Origin of the sequence: Amycolatopsis sp. MEPSY49 (assembly GCF_051337345.1) — a bacterium.
GTDB lineage: Bacteria > Actinomycetota > Actinomycetes > Mycobacteriales > Pseudonocardiaceae > Amycolatopsis.
The window spans coordinates 87,359-104,330 of sequence record NZ_JBDLYJ010000006.1 but is presented as its reverse complement, the minus strand read 5'-3'; the positions used below and the strand labels follow the sequence as shown (position 1 = coordinate 104,330).

At 70.1% G+C, this 16,972-nt stretch carries 17 protein-coding genes; 5 read left to right on the top strand and 12 right to left on the bottom strand.

Annotated features, from left to right (window positions below):
- Nucleotides 1-19 precede the first annotated feature (19 nt).
- From ABFJ78_RS26625 to gatC, 8 genes are all read right to left on the bottom strand, one after another.
- Nucleotides 20-1,162: a Gfo/Idh/MocA family protein gene (locus ABFJ78_RS26625; RefSeq protein WP_436389199.1), complete on the bottom strand. Its 1,143-nt coding sequence runs from the start codon at nucleotides 1,160-1,162 to the stop codon at nucleotides 20-22.
- Complete coding sequence (locus ABFJ78_RS26620) at nucleotides 1,159-1,875, bottom strand: cupin domain-containing protein (protein ID WP_436389197.1); 717 nt, start codon at nucleotides 1,873-1,875, stop codon at nucleotides 1,159-1,161. The genes ABFJ78_RS26625 and ABFJ78_RS26620 overlap by 4 nt, the downstream gene beginning before the upstream one ends.
- Nucleotides 1,872-2,792, bottom strand: a complete 921-nt coding sequence (locus ABFJ78_RS26615; RefSeq protein WP_436389195.1) for a PmoA family protein — start codon at nucleotides 2,790-2,792, stop codon at nucleotides 1,872-1,874. Before ABFJ78_RS26615 ends, ABFJ78_RS26620 begins: the two co-directional genes overlap by 4 nt.
- Nucleotides 2,789-3,862 carry a Gfo/Idh/MocA family protein gene (locus ABFJ78_RS26610; RefSeq protein ID WP_436389193.1) on the bottom strand — a complete coding sequence of 358 codons (1,074 nt, stop codon included), beginning with the start codon at nucleotides 3,860-3,862 and terminating at the stop codon, nucleotides 2,789-2,791. Before ABFJ78_RS26610 ends, ABFJ78_RS26615 begins: the two co-directional genes overlap by 4 nt.
- 507 nt (nucleotides 3,863-4,369) lie before the next feature.
- The gene (locus ABFJ78_RS26605) at nucleotides 4,370-4,900 is read right to left on the bottom strand and encodes a hypothetical protein (protein ID WP_436389191.1); all 531 of its coding nucleotides are present in this window, start codon (nucleotides 4,898-4,900) and stop codon (nucleotides 4,370-4,372) included.
- Nucleotides 4,901-4,903: 3 nt separating this feature from the next.
- Complete coding sequence (gene gatB, locus ABFJ78_RS26600; RefSeq protein WP_436389189.1) at nucleotides 4,904-6,409, bottom strand: Asp-tRNA(Asn)/Glu-tRNA(Gln) amidotransferase subunit GatB; 1,506 nt, start codon at nucleotides 6,407-6,409, stop codon at nucleotides 4,904-4,906.
- The gene (gatA, locus tag ABFJ78_RS26595) at nucleotides 6,406-7,923 is read right to left on the bottom strand and encodes an Asp-tRNA(Asn)/Glu-tRNA(Gln) amidotransferase subunit GatA (protein WP_436389186.1); all 1,518 of its coding nucleotides are present in this window, start codon (nucleotides 7,921-7,923) and stop codon (nucleotides 6,406-6,408) included. The genes gatB and gatA overlap by 4 nt, the downstream gene beginning before the upstream one ends.
- Complete coding sequence (gatC, locus tag ABFJ78_RS26590) at nucleotides 7,920-8,219, bottom strand: Asp-tRNA(Asn)/Glu-tRNA(Gln) amidotransferase subunit GatC (protein ID WP_284743223.1); 300 nt, start codon at nucleotides 8,217-8,219, stop codon at nucleotides 7,920-7,922. Before gatC ends, gatA begins: the two co-directional genes overlap by 4 nt.
- Nucleotides 8,220-8,454: 235 nt before the next feature.
- On the opposite strand from gatC, the gene ABFJ78_RS26585 reads away from it, so the two are divergent.
- Nucleotides 8,455-9,108 (top strand): amino acid-binding protein, encoded by a 654-nt coding sequence (locus ABFJ78_RS26585; RefSeq protein ID WP_436389183.1) that lies wholly within the window; start codon nucleotides 8,455-8,457, stop codon nucleotides 9,106-9,108.
- Nucleotides 9,109-9,139: 31 nt separating this feature from the next.
- On the opposite strand, the gene ABFJ78_RS26580 is transcribed toward ABFJ78_RS26585, so the two are convergent.
- The 4 genes from ABFJ78_RS26580 to ABFJ78_RS26565 form a co-directional block, all read right to left on the bottom strand.
- On the bottom strand, nucleotides 9,140-9,634 hold the full coding sequence (locus tag ABFJ78_RS26580; protein WP_436389181.1) for a GNAT family N-acetyltransferase: 495 nt from the start codon (nucleotides 9,632-9,634) through the stop codon (nucleotides 9,140-9,142).
- Nucleotides 9,627-11,798 carry an NAD-dependent DNA ligase LigA gene (ligA, locus tag ABFJ78_RS26575; protein ID WP_436389178.1) on the bottom strand — a complete coding sequence of 724 codons (2,172 nt, stop codon included), beginning with the start codon at nucleotides 11,796-11,798 and terminating at the stop codon, nucleotides 9,627-9,629. The genes ABFJ78_RS26580 and ligA overlap by 8 nt, the downstream gene beginning before the upstream one ends.
- Before the next feature lie 11 nt (nucleotides 11,799-11,809).
- Nucleotides 11,810-12,508: a hypothetical protein gene (locus tag ABFJ78_RS26570; protein WP_436389175.1), complete on the bottom strand. Its 699-nt coding sequence runs from the start codon at nucleotides 12,506-12,508 to the stop codon at nucleotides 11,810-11,812.
- An 84-nt stretch (nucleotides 12,509-12,592) separates the two neighbouring features.
- On the bottom strand, nucleotides 12,593-13,630 hold the full coding sequence (locus tag ABFJ78_RS26565; protein ID WP_436389173.1) for a methionine synthase: 1,038 nt from the start codon (nucleotides 13,628-13,630) through the stop codon (nucleotides 12,593-12,595).
- A gap of 134 nt (nucleotides 13,631-13,764) precedes the next feature.
- Here ABFJ78_RS26565 and ABFJ78_RS26560 point away from each other — a divergent pair, with 134 nt between their 5' ends.
- The 4 genes from ABFJ78_RS26560 (at nucleotide 13,765) to ABFJ78_RS26545 (ending at nucleotide 16,682) form a co-directional block, all read left to right on the top strand.
- Nucleotides 13,765-14,589: a phospholipid scramblase-related protein gene (locus tag ABFJ78_RS26560; RefSeq protein WP_436389171.1), complete on the top strand. Its 825-nt coding sequence runs from the start codon at nucleotides 13,765-13,767 to the stop codon at nucleotides 14,587-14,589.
- Nucleotides 14,590-14,694: 105 nt separating this feature from the next.
- Nucleotides 14,695-15,738 carry an MBL fold metallo-hydrolase gene (locus tag ABFJ78_RS26555; protein WP_436389169.1) on the top strand — a complete coding sequence of 348 codons (1,044 nt, stop codon included), beginning with the start codon at nucleotides 14,695-14,697 and terminating at the stop codon, nucleotides 15,736-15,738.
- A gap of 79 nt (nucleotides 15,739-15,817) precedes the next feature.
- Nucleotides 15,818-16,219, top strand: coding sequence for a GNAT family N-acetyltransferase (locus ABFJ78_RS26550; protein ID WP_436389167.1), 402 nt, complete (start codon nucleotides 15,818-15,820; stop codon nucleotides 16,217-16,219).
- Between the two features lie 10 nt (nucleotides 16,220-16,229).
- Nucleotides 16,230-16,682, top strand: a complete 453-nt coding sequence (locus ABFJ78_RS26545; protein WP_436389164.1) for an N-acetyltransferase family protein — start codon at nucleotides 16,230-16,232, stop codon at nucleotides 16,680-16,682.
- Nucleotides 16,683-16,972: the final 290 nt, after the last annotated feature.

Below are 16,972 nucleotides of genomic sequence, written 5' to 3'. Positions count from 1 at the left end.
TTTCGCCGATTCGCGACCATCAGCTCAGCGGCTTGAGTTCGACGCGGCGCCCTTCCGCCGACGACGTCAGCCCGGCCTCGGCGAGCTGCAGCCCGCGGGCGGCCGAGAAGAAGTCGTAGCGGTGTTGCCGTCCGGCGACCACGTCCCGGACGAACTCCTCCCACTGGGCCTTGAAGCCGTTGTCGAACTCGGCGTTGTCCGGCACCTCCTGCCACTGGTCGCGGAAGGGTTCGGTAGCCGGCAGGTCCGGGTTCCAGACGGGCTTCGGCGTCGCCGAGCGGTGCTGGACGCGGCATCGTCGCAAACCGGCCACGGCGCTGCCCTCGGTGCCGTCGACCTGAAATTCGACGAGTTCGTCGCGGAACACCCGCGTCGACCACGACGAGTTGATCTGCGCGATGGCCCCCGACTCGAGTTCGAAGATGCCGTACGCGGCGTCGTCGGCCGTCGCCGCGTACGCGTCGCCCTTTTCGTCCCACCGGCGCGGGATGTGCGTGACCGCCTTCGCCGTCACGGCCTCGACGCGGCCGAAGAGGTTCTCGAGGACGTAGTTCCAGTGGCAGAACATGTCGAGGACGATCCCGCCGCCGTCCTCGGCGCGGTAGTTCCAGCTCGGGCGTTGCGCCTCTTGCCAGTCGCCCTCGAAGACCCAGTAGCCGAACTCGCCGCGCACCGAGAGGATGCGGCCGAAGAACCCGCCGTCGACCAGCCGCCGCAGCTTCCGCAGGCCGGGCAGGAACAGCTTGTCGTGGACGACGCCGTGACAAATCCCGGCGTCGCGCGCGAGGCCGGCCAGCTCCAGCGCCGCCGGCAGCGTTTCGGCCAGGGGCTTCTCGGCGTAGACGTGCTTGCCCGCGGCGATCGCCGCCCGCACCGACGGCTCGCGCGCCGACGTCAGCTGTGCGTCGAAGTAGATCCCGACGTCACCGATCGCCGATTCGACGTCGGTCGTCCACGCGGTCAGGCCGTGCCGTTCGGCGAGTTCCCGGAGTTTCGCCGCGTTGCGGCCGGCGAGGATCGGCTCGAGCTGGACGCGGGTGCCGTCCGGCAGTTCGACCCCACCTTGCTCGCGGATGGCCAGCACCGACCGGAGCAGGTGCTGCCGGTAGCCCATCCGGCCGGTGACCCCGTTGAGCAGCACTCCGATGCTCGTCTGGTTCATCGCTGACGACCCTCCTGGTCGATGTCGTATTCCGTGCGACGCCCGCACATGCCGAAGCCGTCCGGGTTCGACGGCGTCGCGACCCGCACACCCGACTGTTCGAGGTGGCTCCCGTCGCCGTCGGCGAGGGCCTTGAGGTGCGCGCCGGTCAGTTCGGCGGCCTTCAGGGCCCCGGCCTGCCAGCGCGGCACCCAGTCTCCGATTTTCGGCGACACGAGCGCGACGGCCGCCCGGTGGAACGCCCGCAGCGGCGCCGGATCGCCGTCCAGCAGCGCTTCGCGCAGCGGCAAGTAGCCGCGAACGGCCAGGTCACGGCGCGTTCTGGCGGCGTCGTCGGTTTTCGGCAACGCGGCGGCCTCGGCGTAGGCGGCCGGGTCGGCGAGCACGTCGGCCGGGAACGTGAACACGGCGTCGCCGGCCTCGGGCAGACCGCTGTTCTGCATCAGGACGGTGACGCGCAGACCACCACCCTGAACCATCCGGTGGACGGTCCCCGGCGCGAACCACGCGACCACGCCGGCCTCGAGCGGCGTCTCCGCGTAGCCGCCGGTGCTCAGCGTCTGGACGGCGCCACGGCCGGCCGTGACGACGTAGGCCTCGGTGCAGGCGAGGTGGACGTGAGGACTGCCGCCGAGGACTCCATCCTCGGCTTCCCACTCGTAGGCGCGTAAGTGAGAAATACCGATTCCACCGGGAAGTGTGAATTCGTTCATGACCATCCGTGCCTGTCGAGGTAGTCGGTCACCCGATCGCGGTCCCACGCCCCATCGGCGACGACGACCCGGTAGCGGTAGGTGAAGCTCTCCCCCGGCGGCAGGGCGAATTCTTCGAAGAACGCCCACGAGAAGGCCACCATGGGCGTGTCCTGGGATCGGACGAACCAGTGCGACTCGTGGATCGCGTGGTCGTTTTCCGGCGAATGCGCGAAGACGAGCGTCGAGTGGGCGTCGACGTCGTCGTGCTCGCCGACGAAGGCGAGCCACGGCGCCCGGGCGCCCATCATGTCGTCGCCGCCGAGATCACCGGGCCCGAGGACGCGGCCGCCGCTGAAGTCGCGCGGACCCCGCCAGTGCAACCCGGTGTACCCGGCCTTCTCGCGGCCGGCGGTGGTCGGGCTGCCGAACACGAGCGGCGCGTCGCGGACGTTGGTCAGCTCGATGCCCCAGTCGATGGCCCAGGCGCCCTCGCCGGGTTCGACGGAGTGGACGACGATGTCGCGTCGCTCGCGCGCCCATTCGTCGCCGCGGTGGGTCACCCAGGTGAGCCGTTCGGTGAAGGTGAGCCGGTCGCCGGCGACGGTGAAGCCGGCGAAGCCGTCGTGCCGCATCGAGCCGATGCGGTCGGGCAGGTCCTGGTACCAGCGGCCGGGGACGTAGGTGTGGCCGCCCCAGAAGTTCTGGCCGGAGAGGTGGCTCGAGGTCATCTGCAGCCCCTTGTGCCACCGGTGGTCGGCGGGCCGGTACCCGCTGACGCGCCGCCCGCGCAGGGTGCGCAGCGGGTGGGTGTAGGGCTTGCGCGACTCGTAGGCGACGGGGTCGGGCTTGTACACATAGGACATGAGCGGCACGCCGGCCGCTTCGACGATCACGCGGTCGCCGTGCCGGTGCGTGACGGTGATGTCGGCGCTCATCCGGCCATCCCCGCGTAGAACGGATCGCCCGGCCCGATCTCCCCGCGTCGCACGGTCCGCCCGGTCGCGGCGGCCTTGTAGAGAGCGGCGACGAACTCGAGCACCCGCCGCCCATCCGTCCCGCCGGCGGGAGGGCGCTGTCCGGCCCGGCAGGCGTCGAGAACGGGCGTCAACGCGGCGGCGTGCGAGCTGCCGACGTCCTCTTTCGGTTCGGTCTCGATGGGCCCGGCCTTCGGCGCGAGCGTGTATCGCCAGTTTTCGGCAGCGTGGCCGTAGAGGTGCGTGAGCTCGACGGTGGCGCGTTCGCAGTCGATCCGGATCCGGCTCACTTCATCGGGCGAGAGAACGCTGTTGACGACGGTGGCCAGCGCCCCGGAGTCGAACCGGACGAGAGCGGTGGAGACGTCCTCGGTCTCGACGTCGTGCACGAGCCGGGCGGTCATGGCCTGGACTTCGGCCCACTCGTTCGCTTCGCCGGCGAGGAGGTGGAGCAGCAGATCCATCTGGTGGATGCCGTGGCCCATGGCGGGCCCACCGCCTTCGGTCGCCCACCGTCCGCGCCAGGGGACCGCGTAGTAGGCGTGGTCGCGGTACCAGGTGGTTTGACAATGCGCGACGAGAGGGCGGCCGAGTTCCCCGTCTTCGAGCAACTTCCGGAAGTGGGCGGCGGCAGAGCCGGACCGCTGCTGGTAGACGAAGGAGACGTACGGGCCCCCGTCCCGTTCGGCCGAGGTCATGTCGTCGTATTCGGCGAGCGAACGGCACGGGGGCTTCTCGCACCAGACCCAGGCGCCGCTCTCGAGGGCCTGTTTGGCCTGTTCGACGTGCAGCCCGGGAGGCGTGCAGATCGAGACGAGGTCGGGTTCCTGCTCGGCGAGCAAGGTATCGAGATCCTGGTAGGGCTTGGCCCCCTCGGTCGCGTCACAGAAGGCGAGGGCGCGAGCTTCATCGATATCGGCGACGGCCACGAGATCGACGGCGTCTTGGTGGGCCCGAAAGGCGGTCCGATGGCTGCCGGCGATGGCCCCAGCCCCGACGATGGCAGTCCGTAAGCGCTTTCCCTGAGCCAACCGGAACCTCCCTCAACAGCCCGACCTACGTCCCCGCAACCCCCGCCACACCGGCACGCTCGCCGCGCATCCGTGCGGCCATCGCCACACCGCGACCTCTCGCACCTCGCGGCATCCGCACTGCCACCGCCACACCGCGACCTCTAGCACGTCGCGGCCACCGCCACATCTCGCCGCACGCGCGCGGGCCGTCGCCGCACGCCAACCGCCCTCGCGCGGCCACCTCCGTACAGCGCCGCGCGAGCCGCGTTCCGCCGAGTCATTCCGCCGCGGCACATCACCGCACCGTCGCGGGTTTCCCGGTCGCCGACACTGCCCGCCGGCCGCCAGCAGCCTCGGGCGCCCTTCGCTTCGACCGTGTCAGAAAGCGCTTTCTCGCGCAACGCTCGCCACCGATGTCAACGTTGTCACCGTAGGCTCACAACCGGAACGGACGACTCGGTCACCGGGGCAGCGAACCCAGACCCGGACCGCCGGGGCCACCCAGGCCAGTTCGCCGAAAACCGGTCAGCGGCTCTGGCTTCGAGGCTGACGCTTCCGCGGCTGCCGGCTTTCGGCCCGCGCCGCCCGCATGTCCAAGAAAGCGGCCACGCCCGACACGAGCGCGGCCAGCACCCCGAGGAACCGCCCGAACCCGGCGCCGATGGCGATGCCGGCGGCGTCGAAGATGCCGCGCTGGTCGGCGTCGAACTCCCAGTCCAGCGTGACCCAGCCGATCGCCATCAGCAGCAGCGCCGCGGCGGCGACCACCAGCCACAGGTGCGGCAGGCCGCTGACCCGCGCCTTCCGGATTCGGCCGAAGACGACCACGACCACCCCGGCCAGCACCAGCGCCAGCGGCGGGCACCACGCGAAGAAGCTCGAATTCCACGCGTCCCGGACGACGTCACCCCGCGGCAACGACGACAGCACGGCCTCGATGTCGGGCTTGTTCGTGCTCAGCGTCGTCCACGGGAGGAACGTCGAGCCCAGCGCGAGCAGCCCGGCCGCCAGGCCGAGCCACTCGCGCCAGGTGACGCTCTTGACGGAAAAAGACAACGGTCAGGAACCGACGCGTTCGATGATCAGCTCGCGGACCCGCTTGGCGTCGGCCTGCCCCTTGGTCGCCTTCATGACCGCGCCGACGATCGCGCCCGCCGCGGCCACCTTGCCGCCGCGGATCTTGTCCGCGACGTCCGGCTGCGACGCCAGGGCCTCGTCGATCGCGGCGAGCAGCGCCGAGTCGTCCGAGACGACCTTCAGCCCGCGCTTCTCGACCACGTCGCGCGGCTCGCCCTCACCGGCGAGCACGCCCTGGACGACTTCCTTGGCCAGCTTGTTCGTCAGCTCACCGGACGAAACCAGCCCGATGACCTCGGCCACCTGCTTCGGCGTGATCGCCAGGTCGGCCAACTCGACCTCGCGCGTGTTCGCCTCCTGGGCCAGGGTGTTGACCCACCAGCCACGCGCCTCGTCCGGCGACGCGCCGGCCTCGACCGTGGCCGCGACGAGGTCGACAGCACCGACGTTCAGCAGGTCACGCAGGGCTTCGTCGGAAAGCGACCACTCCTGCTGGATCCGCTTCCGCCGCTCGGACGGCATCTCCGGCAGCGTGCCGCGCAGCTGTTCGACCCACTCGCGCGACGGCGCGATCGGGACCAGGTCGGGCTCCGGGAAGTACCGGTAGTCCTCGGCGGTCTCCTTGGTCCGGCCGGACGACGTGGAGCCGTCGGCCTCCTGGAAGTGCCGCGTCTCCTGCTTGATCGAACCGCCCTCGGCGAGGATCGCCGCCTGCCGCGTCATCTCGTAGCGAACGGCGCGCTCGACGCTGCGCAGCGAGTTGACGTTCTTCGTCTCGGTGCGGGTACCGAACTCGGTCGCGTCCTTCGCCATCAGCGACACGTTCGCGTCGCACCGCAGGGAGCCCTGGTCCATGCGGACGTCGGACACATCGAGCGCGCGAAGCAGGTCACGCAACGCCGTGACGTACGCGCGCGCGACCTCGGGAGCCCGCTCGCCGGTGCCCTCGATCGGCTTCGTCACGATTTCGATCAACGGCACGCCGGCCCGGTTGTAGTCCAGCAGCGAGTGCTCGGCGCCGTGGATCCGGCCGGTGGCGCCACCGACGTGCAGCGACTTGCCGGTGTCCTCCTCCATGTGCGCGCGCTCGATCTCGACGCGGACGATCTCGCCGTCGTCGAGCGTGACGTCGAGGTAGCCGTTGAAGGCGATCGGCTCGTCGTACTGCGACGTCTGGAAGTTCTTCGGCATGTCCGGGTAGAAGTAGTTCTTCCGGGCGAACCGGCACCACTCGGCGATCTCGCAGTTCAGCGCCAGGCCGATGCGGATCGCGCCCTCGACGGCCTTGCCGTTGACGACCGGCAACGCCCCGGGCAGGCCGAGGCAGGTCGGGCAGACCTTCGTGTTCGGCTCGCCGCCGAACTCGTTCGGGCAGCCGCAGAACATCTTCGTGTTCGTGTTCAGCTCGACGTGCACTTCGAGCCCGAGCACCGGGTCGAAGCGTTCGATGACGTCGGCGTAGTCCATCAACTCGGCCACGGCAGTCACTTCGTTCCTCCCAGCTCCGGGACCTTGTGGATGAGCGCCCCGCCGGCGGCGGCGTCGCGGGCGGCCTCGTAGGCGGCGCCGACCCGGTAGAGCCGGTCGTCGGCGAGCGCCGGGGCCATGATCTGCAGGCCGACCGGCAGGCCGTCCTCGTCGGACAGCCCGCTCGGCACGCTCATCGCGGCGTTGCCGGCGAGGTTCGACGGGATCGTGCACAGGTCGGCGAGGTACATCGCCATCGGGTCGTCGACGCGCTCGCCGATCTTGAACGCCGTGGTCGGCGTCGTGGGCGAAACGAGGACATCGACCTTTTCGAACGCGGCCGCGAAGTCACGCGTGATCAGCGTGCGCACCTTCTGCGCCGAGCCGTAGTAGGCGTCGTAGTAGCCGGACGACAACGCGTAGGTGCCCAGCATGATGCGCCGCTTGACCTCGGCGCCGAAGCCCTTCTCGCGGGTCAGCGACATGACCTCTTCGGCGCTGTGCGTGCCGTCGTCGGCGACGCGCAGGCCGTAGCGCATGGCGTCGAACCGGGCGAGGTTCGACGAGCACTCGCTCGGCGCGATCAGGTAGTACGCGGGCAGCGCGTAGACGAAATGCGGACACGAGACCTCGACGACCTCGGCCCCGAGCGCGCGCAGCTGCTCGACCGCGGCCTGGAACGACCGCTCGACGCCCGGCTGGTAGCCCTCGCCGCCGAACTCCTTCACGACGCCGACCTTGACGCCCTTGAGATCACCGGCCATGCCCTGGCGGGCGGCGGCGACCACCGGCGGCACCGGCGCGTCGATGGAGGTCGCGTCGAGCGGGTCGTGCCCGGCGATGACCTCGTGCAGCAGGGCGGCGTCGAGCACCGTCCGCGCGCAAGGGCCGGCCTGGTCGAGCGACGACGAAAACGCGACGAGCCCGTACCGCGACACCCCGCCGTAGGTCGGCTTGACCCCGACGGTGCCGGTGACGGACCCGGGCTGCCGGATCGACCCGCCGGTGTCGGTGCCGATGGCGATGGCGGCCTCGAACGCCGCGATCGACGCCGACGAGCCACCGCCCGACCCGCCCGGGATGCGGGCGTGGTCCCACGGGTTGTGCGTCGGGCCGTACGCCGAGTTCTCGGTCGACGAACCCATGGCGAACTCGTCCATGTTCGTCTTGCCGAGGATCACGACACCGGCTTCGCGCAGCTTGCGCGTCACGGTCGCGTCGTACGGCGGGATCCAGCCTTCGAGCGTTTTCGAACCACAGGTCGTCGGGATGCCCTCGGTGGTGAGGACGTCCTTCAGCGCGAGCGGCACACCGGCCAGCGCCGACGCGGGCGCGCCGCCACCGGCGATGCCCTCGTCGACAGCCTTGGCCGCGGCCAGCGCGCCCTCGGTGTCGACGTGCAGGAACGCGTGGACGTGGTCGTCGACCTCGGCGATCCGGTCCAGGTGGGCCTGCGTGACCTCGACCGCGGACACCTCGCGCGCGTGGATCTTCTCCGCCAGCTCCGCGGCGGTCAGCTTGATGAGCTCGGTCACTGCTCTTCCCCCAGAATCCGCGGCACCCGGAAGCGGCCGTCCTCGGCGGCCGGCGCACCGGCCAGCGCCTGCTGCTGCGTGAGCCCGGGGCGGACGACGTCCTGCCGGAAGACGTTCGTCAGCGGCACGGCGTGCGACGTCGGCGGCACGTCGTCGGCGGCGACCTCGCTCACCTTGGCCACCGAGTCCAGGATCTGGTCGAGCTGGCCGGCGAAGACGTCGAGCTCGTCGTCGGTCACGGCCAGCCTGGCCAGCTTCGCGAGGTGCGCGACCTCGTCTCGGGAAATGTTGGGCACGCGGGTGACTCCCGGGTTGTGCTGTGCGGGTTGTCTCGGAAGCTGCAAGTCTATGGTGACGGCGCGGGCGGACTCGACTGGGTTACGCCCGGCGCAGGCCGGGTGCCGTCCGGCGACGCTCGACTCCCGCCCGGCGGACAGCAGGCCCGCGGACCGGGTGGGTCTGTCACAATCGGCGACCGGCATCGAGCGTCCCACGGCAAGGCTGGGACGCCAGAGGCGAGAGGGGCGCGTGGTGTCGTTCCTGATCCGGGTCATCCTTCCGGACAGCCCGGGGACCCTCGGCGCGGTCGCCACGGCGCTCGGCACGGTGGGCGCCGACATCCTCAGCGTGGACGTCGTCGAGCGGGGCACCGGAGTGGCGGTGGACGACCTCGTGGTCGAGCTGCCGTCCGGTCGTCTGCCCGACGCGCTCATCACGGCGGCGGAGAGCGTCGACGGCGTCGAAGTGGACGCGGTCCGCCCATACGCGGGCGTGCTGGACACGCACCGCGAGCTCGAACTTGTCGAAGAGATCGCCGCGCAGCCGAAGTCCGGCCTCGACATCCTGGCCGAAGGCGTGCCCCGCATCGTGCGCGCCGGCTGGGCGATGATCGTCGAGCACTCGGAGACCGGCGCGCTCCGGCTGGCGTCGTCGAGCGCCGCCCCCGAGACGCCGATCACCGACCTGCCGTGGCTGCCGCTCGAGCGCGCGACGGTGCTCGACGGCGAAGAAGCCTGGATCCCGGAGACCTGGAAGGAGCTCGGCACCGAGCTGGCGGCGACCCCGCTCGGCAAGCCGGGCAAGGCGCTCCTGGTCGCGCGACCGGGCGGCCCGGCCTTCCGCGCCGCCGAGGTCGCCCGGCTCGCCCACCTCGCCGGGATCGTCGCGGTCGTCCTCGACGGCTGACGCGCGTCGCCGAATTACGGCAACGCCCAGGTCAGACGTCGATCCGGTAGGCGATCAGGCTGATGTGCGGGTACGGCCGCCAGTCCCGTTCGGCCAGCCGCGCGAATCCGAGACGGTCGTAGAGCCGGTGCGCGCTACGCATCCCTTCGAGGCTGCTGAGGACGACCCTGCGAACGCCCAGCGCCCGCGCGCGGTCGAGCACGGCCCGGGTAAGCGCCTCGCCGATGCCCCGCCCGCGCGCCGACGGCGCCACGGCCAGCATCCGGAACTCCAGCTCGCCGGGACGCGAAATCTCGGCGTAGGGCGACCCCGGCCGCACGACGGTCACCGTGCCGAGCACCTCCCCCGCCGCATCGACGGCGACGAGCACCTCGGCCAGCTCGACCCGCCGCGCGATGTCGCGCAGTTCCGCGTCGTACCCGACGTCGGCGGCAAGGTGACCGTCAACGTCGTAGGCCTGCACCGTGACCTCGCCCGCCGCGGCGTATTCGTCGGGCCGCGGTGGCCGGATCTCGACATCACTCATCCGTCTCCCCAGAGTCGTCTTCGGCGGTCTCGTCGCCGGCCGGCAGCGCCACCTCCTGCGCCGCCTCGGGCCCTTGCTCCAGCAGGACGCGGAACCCGCCTTCGTCCAGCACTGGCACCTTCAGCTGCACGGCCTTGTCGTATTTCGAGCCGGGCGAGTCCCCGACGACGACGAAGGCGGTCTTCTTCGAGACCGACCCGGCCGCCTTGCCGCCGCGGGCCATGATGACCTCCTTGGCCTCGTCGCGGGAGAAGCCGTCGAGCGACCCCGTCACCACGATCGACAGCCCCTCGAGGTTGCGCGGGATGGACTCGTCGCGCTCTTCCTCCATCCGCACGCCGGCGCGCCGCCACTTTTCGACGATCTCCCGGTGCCAGCCGACCTCGAACCACTCCCGCGTGGCGCGCGCGATGGTCGGGCCGACGCCGTCGACGTCCGCCAGCTCTTCCTCGGTGGCCTGCTCGATGCGTTCGATCGAGCCGAACTCGCGGGCGAGCGCCTGCGCCGCGGTCGGCCCGACGTGCCGGATCGACAAAGCGACCAGCACTTTCCACAGTGGTCGATCTTTGGCGACGTCGAGGTTGGTGAGCAGCTTTCGCGCGTTCGCCGACAACTCGCCGGCCTTGGTCCGGAACAGCTCGACCTCGGCGAGGCTGTCTTCGTCGAGGTCGAAGATGTCGCCCTCGTCGGCGACCACGCGGGCGTCCAGCAGCGCGACCGCGGCCTCGTACCCGAGCACCTCGATGTCGAACGCGCCGCGCCCGGCCAGGCTGAAGAGCCGCTCCCTCAGCTGCGCGGGGCAGAAGCGGCTGTTCGGACAGCGGATGTCCTTGTCGCCTTCCTTCTGGTACGCGAGCTCGGTGCCGCAGGCGGGGCAGTGGGTGGGCATGACGAACTCGCGCTCGTCACCGGTGCGCGCGTCGACCACCGGCCCGAGAACCTCGGGGATGACGTCACCGGCCTTGCGGATGACGATCCGGTCGCCGATCAGCACGCCCTTGCGCTTGACCTCTTCCTGGTTGTGGAGGGTGGCTCGCGCGACGGTCGACCCCGCGACCTTGACCGGCTCGGTGACCGCGAACGGGGTCACCCGTCCGGTCCGCCCGACGTTGACCTGGATGTCCAGCAGCGTCGTGATGGCCTCTTCCGGCGGGTACTTGTACGCGATCGCCCACCGCGGCGCGCGCGACGTCGTGCCCAGCCGTCGCTGCAGCGCCACCCGGTCGACCTTGATGACGACGCCGTCGATCTCGTGCTCGGCGTCGTGCCGGTGTTCACCCCAGTAGGTGATGTGCTCGGTGAGCTCCTCAGCCGTCGTGAGGACCTTGCTGTGCGGTGACACCGGCAGGCCCCACGCGGCCAGCGCGTCGTACGCCTCCGACTGTCGCTGTGGTTCGAAGCCGTCGCGCTTGCCGAGGCCGTGGCAGATCAAGCGCAGCCGGCGTTCGCGAGTGATCTTCGGGTCTTTCTGCCGCAACGAACCGGCCGCGGTGTTGCGCGGGTTCGCGTACGGCGGCTTGCCCGCTTCGACCATCTTCGCGTTCAGCTCGAGGAAGTCCTCGACGCGGAAGTAGACCTCGCCGCGCACCTCGACCAGGGCCGGCACCGGGAACTCGTCGGTGCCGGTGAGCGTCTCGGGCACCTGGTCGAGCGTGCGCATGTTCAGCGTGACGTCTTCGCCCGTGCGGCCGTCACCCCGGGTGAGCGCGCGGGTGAGGTGGCCGTTTTCGTACAAGAGGTTGATCGCCAGGCCGTCGATCTTCAGCTCGGCCAGGAATTCGGTGCGCCCGACCTCCTTCTCGACGCGTTCGCACCACGCCAGGAACTCGTCCTTGTCGAAGACGTTGTCGAGGCTGAGCATGCGCTCGAGGTGGTCGTACGCGGTGAATTCGGTCGAGAATGTGCCACCGACGCGCTGAGTCGGCGATTCAGGCGTGACGAGGCCCGGGTACTGGTCTTCGATCCGCTGCAGCTCGCCCAGGAGCTCGTCGAACTGCCCATCGGAGACGATCGGCGAGTCCAGGACGTAGTAGCGGAACTGGTGATCGCGCAGTTCCTCCGCGAGGGCGCCGTGGCGCTCGCGCACGTCGGCCGGGACGTCGGTGACGTCCTCGGCGGCCACCGGGGCGGCGGCCGGGTCCTGGGGAAGTTCGGTGCTGCTCACGGGTGGTAACCCTAGTCGGGGGGTCCGACATTTTCGTGCCCGTCGGTGCCCAGTCCGCGGACCAGTTCACGAAGCTCCAGAAGGGTGATCGCTCCGGCGGGCTCGGCCGCCGCGGTCTCCACGCGCCGTAGTCGTTCGGCGGCGAGCCGTTCACCCAATGTCGCATCCAGCGGCAGGAACGTCATGGTCTGCCGCGCCGCGTCGTCGAGGTCGGCGAAGCCCGGGTGGAAGACGGCGACGTCGACGACGTGCTCGTCCTCGTCGACCTGCGCGACGACCCGGACGTCGGCCAGCGCGATCCGGTGCTCGCCGAGGTTGACGGTGACCTCGGTCGGGTCGGGCACCGGCGGGACCGAGTCGTGGTACTCCCAGATCGCGTCGTCCGGCGGCGCGGCGACGCGCCACGCGTCGGTGAACGGCCGCAGCTCGGGGTCCTCCTGGCCGGTTACGACCAGGGCGTAGATCGACCGACGACCACGTTCGAGCGAGAAGTGCAGCCGCGGGTGCAGCGCCTCGACCAGCTGGCAGAGCTCGTGCTCGACCCGGTGCGGCTCGCCCTCGCCGAGCGCCGCGCTGACCATCGGCAGGAGGTCGTACCAGCCCTGCCAGAACGCCTCCGCCGCGGCCGCCGGATCGTCCGGCACGTGCTGCTCGGGCCACGCGGTGCGCGGGTCGGGCGGGTCGGCATTCTTGCGGCGGAACAGGCGCATGGTCAGGAGTGGTCCTTGTTCGATCGGCTACGCCGCCACGCTACTTGCCCGGCGTGGCGGACGTCGGCGAGTTGCCGGATTCCGTCACCAGCCTTCCGGCGGCTCGACGAAGGCCTTGCCCAGGTCACGCGTCAGCGAGAGGGCGCGGCGCAGCCAATCCGGCGTCGCGCCGGCGAGGCCGCAGGCAGGGGTCGGCACCGCGCGTTCGGCGAGGACGCCGCGGTTGAAGCCGAGCCTGTCCGCCAGCCGGAACGCCGGCTCGCCGACGTCCTTCAGAGTCAGCGGTGACGCGGGCGCCGTCGACGGAACCGCGCCCAGGAAGAGCGTCGCCCCGCCGTCCCAGACTTCGCCGATCTCGTCGAGGAACGCGGCGGACGCGCCATCGAGCGCGGCGAGGTCGAAGGCGAGAGCGTCGGCGCCGGCTTCGCGCAGCAGCCCGAGCGGCGGTTTCGCGGCGCAGCAGTGCAGGACCACCGGCTGGCCGGTGATCGCCTTCGCGCCTTCGATCACCGTCGAAAGCAGGTCACGCGCCTCGGGCGCCGGCACCGCGGCGACGTTCCCGTAGCCGGACGGCGTCGACAGGCCACCGGCCAGCACCGCGGGCAGCGACGGCTCGTCGAACTGGACGACCACGGGCGCGCCGGTCCTGGCCTGGACCTCGGCGATGTGACCGGCGAGGCCGTCCAACAGGGAGGACGTGAAGTCCCGCAACGCGCCGCGGTCGGTGAGCACCCGGTGGCCGCGGGGCAGCTCGATTCCGGCACCGAGCGTCCACGGCCCGGCCAGCTGGACCTTGAAGACCGGCGGGGTGGCTCCGGCCTTCTCCCGCGCCTCCTGCACGGCGTCGAGGTCCCAGCGAAGCAGATCGACGGCCTGGCGGTGCTCGTGTCCCGGCCGCGCGACCACGCGGTAGCCGCTCGGCACGACGTCGACGGCCAGGTCCACCAGCAGCGCCGCGGTCCGGCCGAGCATGTCCGCGCCGACGCCACGGGCAGGCAGCTCCGGCAGGTGCGGGAAGTCCGGCAGCTCGCCGAACACGATCGCCGCGGCTTCCGCGGGGTCGGTGCCCGGCATCGAACCGATCGCCGTCGCGGCACCGCTGGGCCAAACTCGCTCATTCACGACGTCCGATTCTGGTCGACCACCCGCCGGCGGCGCCGACCGGGCTCCCGCGCCTCGCCGTCCCGAGGCAGACATACGCCGCATTTGCCTCTACCGGCACCGTGACGCGGCCGGCGCGGATAGGCTCACCCGCCATGACGAGTTCGCCACCGCAACCGGGTTGGTATCCCGACGCGCGGGACCCCCGTCTGCACCGTTGGTGGGACGGCCAGGCCTGGACGGCCAACACCCGGCCGGCCTACCAGGCACCACCACCGAGCGACTCCGCGCCGATCGAGCTGGACATCGAGCGGGCGCACGACCCGGCCCGGATCCAGGACCAGGTCAACCGTGCGACGCGCGGCCGAGGCGCTGCGCGCACGGGCGGCGGGACGTTGTTCACCGAGCCGGTCCTGGTGGTCAACCAGCGCGCCAAGCTGATCGAGATGGCCAACGAGTTCGGCGTCTTCGATCAGAACGGCAACCGGCTCGGCGGAGTGGTCGAGGTCGGCCAGAGCACGCTGAAGAAGGCGATCCGGCTGCTGACGAACTACGACCAGTTCCTGACGCACAAGTTCGAGGTCCGGGACGCCAACCACAGCACCGTGCTCAAGGTGACCCGCCCCGCCAAGGTGTTCAAGTCACGGTTCCTGGTCACGAGGGCCGACGAGACCCCGATCGGCGAGATCGTCCAGGAAAACGTCTTCGGCAAGATCCGTTTCGGCTTCGTCGTCGACGGCCACTCGGTCGGCGGGATCTTCGCCGAGAACTGGCGCGCCTGGAACTTCTCGATCCGCGACCACGCCGGCACCGAGGTCGCCCGGGTGACCAAGACGTGGGGCGGATTCCTCAAAGCCGCCTTCACGACCGCCGACAACTACGTCGTGGAGATCCCTCACCCGCTACCGGATCCGCTGGCCAGCATGGTGGTCGCCGCGGCCCTCACGATCGACACCGCCTTGAAGCAGGACACCGACTGAGCGAGTGACCGGTGTCTCAGCTTCTCCCGGTGGACAGCAGGCCCGGCACGGCTCAGGGTGAATGAAGGCCGGGACGCAGCAGTCTCGCCGGGACGGGAGGTCACCGTGGAACCGTTGCCGGAAAGCAGCGACAGGAACTGGACCGAGCCCGGAATCTACGAGGTCTCGACCGGCGTCTACCGGATCCCGTTGCCCCTGCCCAACGACGCTCTGCGCGCGGTCAACGTCTACGCGGTCACCGATGGCGAGAAGCTGGTCCTGGTCGACTCCGGCTGGGCGTTGACCGTCGCGCGACAACAACTCTCGAACGCACTCGGCGGGATCGGCGCAGAGCTCGCCGACGTCAGCGAGTTCCTCGTGACACACGTCCACCGTGACCACTATTCGCAGGCGGTCGTCCTTCGTCGCGAATTCGGCTCCAAAATTGCCCTGGGGCAGGACGAAGAGCCGTCGCTGAAGGTTTCCGGCAACCCCGATCGGTTGCCGATGGAAGCTCAGGTCGATCTGTTGGTCCAGGCGGGGGCCGGCGAAGTCGTCGAAGCCCTGGCCCGCGAGTTCGGCACGAACCGCCGGCACACGGAGGCCGACCTCTGGGAAGCGCCCGATGAGTGGTTGACGCCGGGACCGCGCCCGATCCTGCCCGGCCGCCAGTTCGACGTCGTCGCCACTCCCGGGCACACGGCCGGCCATGTCGTGTTCGTCGACGACACCGCCGATCTGCTGTTTTCGGGCGACCACGTGCTGCCGCACATCACGCCATCGATCGGCTTCCAGCCGGTGCCGGTCGAACTCCCGCTCAACGACTTCATGGACTCGTTGCGCCTGGTGCGGGCGATGCCGGACCGACGCATGCTTCCCGCGCACGGTCCGGTGTCCGAAAGCGTGCACACGCGGGTCGACGAACTTTTGGACCACCACCGGCAACGCCTCGAGACGATCGGCTCCCAGATCGCAGCCGGTGCGAGCACGGCATACGAGGCCGCGCATCGGATCGGCTGGACCCGTCGCAGCCGAAAACTGTCCGAAATGGACTCATTTAACCAGATGCTCGCCGTGCTCGAGACAGCCGCACACCTCGATCTCCTGGTGTCCCAGGGCAAGCTGGCCGCTCAGGTCGTCGAGGGCGTTCGCCACTACACGGCGACCTGAGCACCATCGCTGTCAGTACCGCGCGTAGTCGCGCGGTGGCGAATACGGCCCACGACCGGCTTCCTGCATACTGGGCGTAATGGATGTCATCAGACGCGCCAGGGCTTCGGACATCGAGGCGCTCGGGCGCTTGTTCGGCGCACCGGGCGAGCCGCTGGCAACCGCGCTTCGCCAGCTCATGAACACCTCGCACGTCACGCTGGTGGTCGCCGAAGACGACAACGGCGTTGTCGGTACCGCGCAACTGACGGTGTTGCGAGGGCTCATGTGGGAAGGCGCTACCCGCGGCCTGCTCGAAGGCATCCGCGCCGCTCGACGCGGAGTGACCAGCGCACTTCTGACGTGGGGCATCGACGAAGCCCGCCGCCGAGGTTGCAGCCGCGTCCACCTCGATTCCGGCCTTGCCCGCGCCGACTTGCGAGACTTCTACGCGCGCTTCGGGTTCGAGCACAGCTATCAAGGATTCACCCGCGTCCTGTGATACTGGCGCTGTGACCGACTACAGCATCCGCAGGGCAAGGCGCGACGACATCGGCGCGATCGTGCGCATGCTGGCGGAGGACCAGCTCGGCGCGACCCGCGACGATCCCGACGACCTCGAGCCTTACCAGCGGGCTTTCGCGGACATCGACGCCGACCCGAACCAGTTTCTCGCCGTCGTGACATTCGATGACGAGCCGGTCGGGACGCTGCAGCTGACGATCATTCCCGGTCTCGCCAGGCGCGGTGCGCTTCGCGGCCAGATCGAGGCTGTCAGGATTCACGCCGACCACCGAGGGTCCGGACTCGGTGCGGATCTCGTGCGCTGGGCGATCGACGAATCTCGACGACGCGGATGCGCACTCGTCCAGCTCACCTCGGACATCGCGAGGACCGACGCGCACCGGTTCTACGAACGCCTCGGCTTCGCTCCAAGCCACACCGGTTTCAAGCTCAAGCTCTGAGCACCAAGAACGTTGGTACAAAACAGTAATTCGTCTGTCCACATCAGACATTGCCCTCACCGAAGATCCTTCCCAAGTCGGCGACGCGTGCGTCCATGCACGCGACCATCTCGAAACAATCGGGAAAAAGTCAAGCCGCGGAGGGCGCGAAAGGACCGTTCGCTCCCCTTGTCACCCATTCCTCCGAACCTCGGTGACATTTCTTGCGTGGCCCCGTACGGTCGCGTTCATGGCAAGTTCACAACCACTCCGCAAACTCGCCCCTGCGGCTGATCCCCGGAACACCCGCG